The sequence below is a fragment of the Eubacterium ramulus genome (genome assembly GCF_003122485.1).
Classification (GTDB): domain Bacteria; phylum Bacillota; class Clostridia; order Lachnospirales; family Lachnospiraceae; genus Eubacterium_I; species Eubacterium_I ramulus_A.
The window spans coordinates 1-4827 of the sequence record NZ_JRFU01000115.1; the positions used below are offsets into that span (position 1 = coordinate 1).

Sequence of the window (4827 nt, forward strand, 5' to 3'; positions counted from 1 at the left end):
AACAAGTCTTTCTCAGTGGGAGTACAATCTCCGACTGAGATAAACGCTCCGCGTGGATGTGCAGTGATTCTGAAAAGAATATGTCAGCTTTCGCTGACCAGAATCATGCACCAAGTCTCACGTGCGTTCGACTTGAATTTACGGTTGAAAAAATGAGGTGTGACAATGAAAGTTTTGGTAATTCCCGATGTTCATTTAAAACCATATATGTTTCAACATGCCGCTGCACTCATGCATCAGAAGATTGCAGATCGCGTAGTCTGTCTGATGGATCTGGCAGATGACTGGGGAAAGGAATACGATGTTTCCCTGTATGAAGAAACATATGATGAAGCAATTAAGTTTGCGATAAAGTTTCCTGATACGGCATGGTGTTTTGGAAATCATGACCTGAGTTATTATTGGAATCAGTTAGAAACCGGATACAGCAGCATGGCATCCTATACCGTTCAGAAAAAATTACTTGATCTGCGTTCGGCTGTTCCGGAAAATAATCCGATCCAGTATGTGCAAAGAATTGATAATGTGCTTTTTTCTCATGCAGGTGTGTTGAATGACTTTGTGGAAGGATATGTCCCGAAAGCAAAATACGATGATGTGGATGCGGTTGTAGGGGAGATTAATAAACTGGGGCGAACGGAGATGTGGAACGATGCATCACCGATCTGGCTCAGACCGCAACATTCGAAAATGAAATTGTATAAGCCGCGTAAATTGCTTCAGGTTGTAGGGCATACGCCTGTGGAGGGAATCAGCAGAGCCGGAAATCTGATTTCCTGTGATGTATTTTCCACGCGTAGTGATGGAAGTCCGATAGGCACAGAAGAATACTTGCTGTTGAATACATTGACGTGGGAATTTTGTGGAATAAGGACAACGTGATGTCGTTACGCAAAAGCTGAGAGCGTAATTTTAGGCTTTTCATAGAGCTTTATTGGTGCTACAATGAAAAAGGATGATTCGTTCGAGAAGAGGGCTTCTGCTTGCAGTTGCCTAATCCACGACACTTTTTTCAATAGCGTAGGCTTAGCGGTGCATTTCGTGTGATTGCGGATTGTCCGAAAAAGTGCGCAGCCGGAAACGGCTGCGTATTTTTTTGTTTGACAGGAAAGTTTGTGGGAGTTCATGATAAATTATTTGAGAATGATTGTAGAGTATTTCATGAATCAGGAGGAAAGATACATATGAAAATAGCTGTTTACTGTGCATCTGAATTTGGCAAAGAGGAACTTTATACAGAAGCTGCAAGAGAACTGGGACAGTGGATCGGAGCATCTAAACATACACTGGTATATGGCGGTGGTGAATCCGGTCTGATGGGAATCGTCGCAAAAGAAGTACACGATGCTGGTTGTGAAGTGATCGGCGTTGTTCCGGGAAATGTTGCTTTTATTAAAAATCGTCCACAGCCTTATGTGACAAAATTAATTTTTACAGAGGATATGAGTGAGCGGAAGCGGAAAATGCTGGAGCTGGCGGATGTGTTTATTGCACTTCCGGGTGGTATTGGTACGTTGGATGAAATATCGGAAACGATTACGTTGACGAAGATCGGAGTATTCCATAAGCCGAGTATTTTGTTTAATCGCAATGGATTTTATGAGCCGTTGAAGCAGATGTTTCAGACGATGGAAGATGCGGGATTTTTGGCGGAAGATAAAATGAAACATGTATTATTTTCGGATGATTTGAAGGAAATGGAAGGCTTTTTGCGGGAATGGCTATAAAAATAAGCTGTGATGATTACAAATTTTTGCGATAAAAAATATTTCGTGGTTAAAACCACAGATTTTTCTCTAAAAACACTGTATGCTAAGTACATCTTACAAAAGAGAACAACAATAAGGTACAAAAGATATGTTTTTTAAATTGAAAAAACGAAAAAATACAAATAAAAAAGCGAGGAACAAACTTATGGTAAGAAGAATTATTCATATTGATGAAGAAAAATGTAACGGGTGCGGCGCATGTGCAAATGCCTGTCATGAGAGTGCTATTGGCATGGTAAACGGAAAAGCAAAACTGCTTCGTGACGATTACTGCGACGGTCTTGGTGATTGTCTGCCAGCCTGTCCGACCAATGCGATCACATTTGTTGAGCGTGAAGCAGCAGCGTACGATGAGGCAGCTGTTCTGGCAAACAAAGCAAAAAAAGATGCAGAGAACGCGAAATCAGCAGGAACTTCCGCACCGGCACATGCACCGATGGCTGGCGGATGCCCGGGCACACGGATGCGTATGCTGAACCAACGTCTGGAAGAGACTGGGGAGAGCGCACCGGCTGCACCGCAGCAGAGTGTTTCCCGTCTGGGACAGTGGCCGTGCCAGATCAAGCTGGTTGCTCCGAATGCACCGTATTTCAATGGTGCAAAATTACTGATCGCAGCAGATTGTACCGCTTATGCATATGCCCGCATGCATGAAGATTTCATGAAAGGCAAAGTAACTCTGATCGGCTGTCCGAAACTGGATGATATTGATTATAGCGAAAAGCTGACAACGATTATTTCCAATAATGATATTCAGAGCGTTACGATTGTACGTATGGAAGTTCCGTGCTGTGGTGGTCTGGAGTTTGCAGCAAAGAAGGCATTACAGGCAAGCGGTAAATTTATTCCATGGCAGGTAGTGACCATCTCCATTGATGGAAATATTTTGGATTAATCAGTAAGAGAATATCAGGTGTGAGCTGATTTTCATTAAAAATAACTGAAAAAGAAAAACACGCAAAAATGACTTATATTGTCACGTTTGCGTGTTTTTTGGATAAAAAACTGGATAAATTCGATCATAAGTGATACTGTGAATTTACAAAAATCAGCTGATCTTTCGTAATACACAATAAAAATAAGATTCTGTAATTGTTTGTCAAAAATCTGGTATAGAGCAAGAGGTATTATAGAATCATACACGTAAATAAGGAGAAGAAAACTTATGATCTGGTTTATCATTGCAACACTGGTTGCATTTTTTATCAAGGGGCTATGCGGCTTTGCGAACACCCTGATTTTTAACGGGATTTTAAGCTACACGGCAAACAATATTAATATTTCACCGTTAGAAGTAGTGTTGGGGTATCCGAGCAATATTATTTTAGTCTGGAAAGAACGGAAATCGTTGAACTGGAAAATCTGGCTTCCACTAACCGCTTTGGTCGTGGCGGGCAGCATTCCGGGAATCTTTTTGTTGAAACACACAGATGCTGGTCTGTTGAAAGTGATTTTTGGCATCGCAGTTATTATCATTGGCATTGAAATGCTGTTTCGGGAAATGAAAAGCAGCAAAAGTAGCAACAAAAAGTCCGGCGGTTCCAAAATTGTATTGGTACTGACTGGAATTATTTCCGGTCTGCTTTGCGGTCTGTATGGTGTAGGTGCACTGCTGGCGGCTTATGTGAGCAGAGTGGCGGAAAACAGTCATGAATTCAAGGCAAATATCTGTGTGGTATTTGTGGTGGAAAATACGATCCGTATTATTTTGTATGCAGCGACTGGAATCCTGACACTTGCAGTGCTTAAGCAGGTCGTGATCCTGATTCCGTTTATGCTGGCAGCAGTATTTCTTGGAATGAAGAGCAGTTCGGTTTTGAATGAGAAAGTCATTAAGAAGATTGTGATTGTGTTACTGATTCTTTCCGGAATCGTGCTGATCATCAATAATCTGTAACTTTTATATAATCTTACGTTTTTTCAAAATCCAGAACTCCACGGCGATCACGCCGAGACTGATGGCGATTAACAACGGATAGCCATAACGGGCTTCCAGCTCCGGCATATGGGTAAAATTCATGCCATACCAGCCGGTGATGACGGTGAGCGGGAAAAAGACAGAAGTCAGAACCGTCATCAGCTGCATGGTTTTATTCTGTTTGTGATCGGATTGCGCCTGTTCAAAATCCCGTAGGGTCTGGCAGTAATCAATCGATTGCTGTGCCACCTGCTGGAGACGGCAGGCGCGGTCGCCGATGAGCTGAAGCAGCTGCAGCCGTTCCGGGTCGAAATAATTTCGGACGTTGCCCTGCAGCTGTCCAGCCATATCGTCAATCTGTTCATAATAATTGCGCAGGCGGGTTAACTCCCGCCTGTTTTTTAATAACCGGGGCATCAGGTCGTGGATATTGCCCCGCATGGCATTTTCTTCCAGCAAAAACAGTTTGCGTTCATAAGATTCTAACAGTTCCATATCATCCGTCAGAAATTCCGAGAAAAATCCATACAAAAATAGTTCCGGAGACATTTCCTGGCTTTCGTAACGGTGAATCATCGTTTCAATAATGCGATCAGGTACAGAATCATCCGATACAAATACCATACAGGCTTCATTCATATAAAACGTAAAGCAGAGTGGCGATTCTAACAGTCGTTTGCGGTCGGGAATACACATGCTTCCGGAGATGTAATGGGGATAGATCTCTGCTTTGCAGCTGCGGATGATGGTGTTTTCCAGACCAGCGTAGGATGGAAAATGCAGGGATGCTTTTTGCTGTTCCCATTGTGCCGGGGAGAGTGTCAGCACGGTTTCTATGCAAGTGGAATCGTTTGAAGTTGAATCTGAAGATGATGTATTATGTCGAATAGAGTCTGTCAGGTCAGAGTCGTGTTGAATGGGATTCTGCCTTGACAAGTTTAAATCCGGTTTAAAATCAAGTTCTATTTTTCTTAGTCGCTGATGTAGTGTGTAATACATAAATAACTCCTTTTCAAGTCGAACGCACGTGAGACTTGGTGCGTGATTCTGGTCAGTGCAAGCTGACATCTTCTTTTCAGAATCACTGCACATCCTCGCGGAGCATTTATCTCAGTCGGAGATTGAACTCCCACTGAGAAA

5 protein-coding genes are annotated in these 4827 nt (G+C 42.6%); 4 read left to right on the plus strand and 1 reads right to left on the minus strand.

Annotated features, from left to right (window positions below):
- The first annotated feature begins 165 nt into the window (after positions 1-165).
- The 4 genes from LG34_RS10240 (at position 166) to LG34_RS10255 (ending at position 3666) form a co-directional block, all read left to right on the plus strand.
- The gene (locus tag LG34_RS10240) at positions 166-882 is read left to right on the plus strand and encodes a metallophosphoesterase (RefSeq protein WP_109215957.1); all 717 of its coding nucleotides are present in this window, start codon (positions 166-168) and stop codon (positions 880-882) included.
- Between the two features lie 302 nt (positions 883-1184).
- Positions 1185-1727, plus strand: coding sequence for a TIGR00730 family Rossman fold protein (locus LG34_RS10245; RefSeq protein ID WP_109215958.1), 543 nt, complete (start codon positions 1185-1187; stop codon positions 1725-1727).
- A 187-nt stretch (positions 1728-1914) separates the two neighbouring features.
- Entirely contained in the window at positions 1915-2664 is a 750-nt protein-coding gene (locus LG34_RS10250) for an ATP-binding protein (protein ID WP_109215961.1), read from the plus strand.
- Positions 2665-2934: 270 nt separating this feature from the next.
- Positions 2935-3666, plus strand: coding sequence for a sulfite exporter TauE/SafE family protein (locus LG34_RS10255; RefSeq protein WP_109215959.1), 732 nt, complete (start codon positions 2935-2937; stop codon positions 3664-3666).
- A gap of 3 nt (positions 3667-3669) precedes the next feature.
- On the opposite strand, the gene LG34_RS10260 is transcribed toward LG34_RS10255, so the two are convergent.
- Positions 3670-4686 (minus strand): magnesium transporter CorA family protein, encoded by a 1017-nt coding sequence (locus LG34_RS10260; protein ID WP_158582168.1) that lies wholly within the window; start codon positions 4684-4686, stop codon positions 3670-3672.
- Between the last annotated feature and the right edge of the window lie 141 nt (positions 4687-4827).

What these genes read in the sequence shown, in the direction of transcription:
- LG34_RS10260 (WP_158582168.1), bottom strand. Translation starts at nt 4,686, where the DNA reads ATGTATTACACACTACATCAGCGACTAAGAAAAATAGAACTTGATTTT.
- LG34_RS10250 (WP_109215961.1), top strand. Translation starts at nt 1,915, where the DNA reads ATGGTAAGAAGAATTATTCATATTGATGAAGAAAAATGTAACGGGTGC.
- LG34_RS10255 (WP_109215959.1), top strand. Translation starts at nt 2,935, where the DNA reads ATGATCTGGTTTATCATTGCAACACTGGTTGCATTTTTTATCAAGGGG.
- LG34_RS10245 (WP_109215958.1), top strand. Translation starts at nt 1,185, where the DNA reads ATGAAAATAGCTGTTTACTGTGCATCTGAATTTGGCAAAGAGGAACTT.
- LG34_RS10240 (WP_109215957.1), top strand. Translation starts at nt 166, where the DNA reads ATGAAAGTTTTGGTAATTCCCGATGTTCATTTAAAACCATATATGTTT.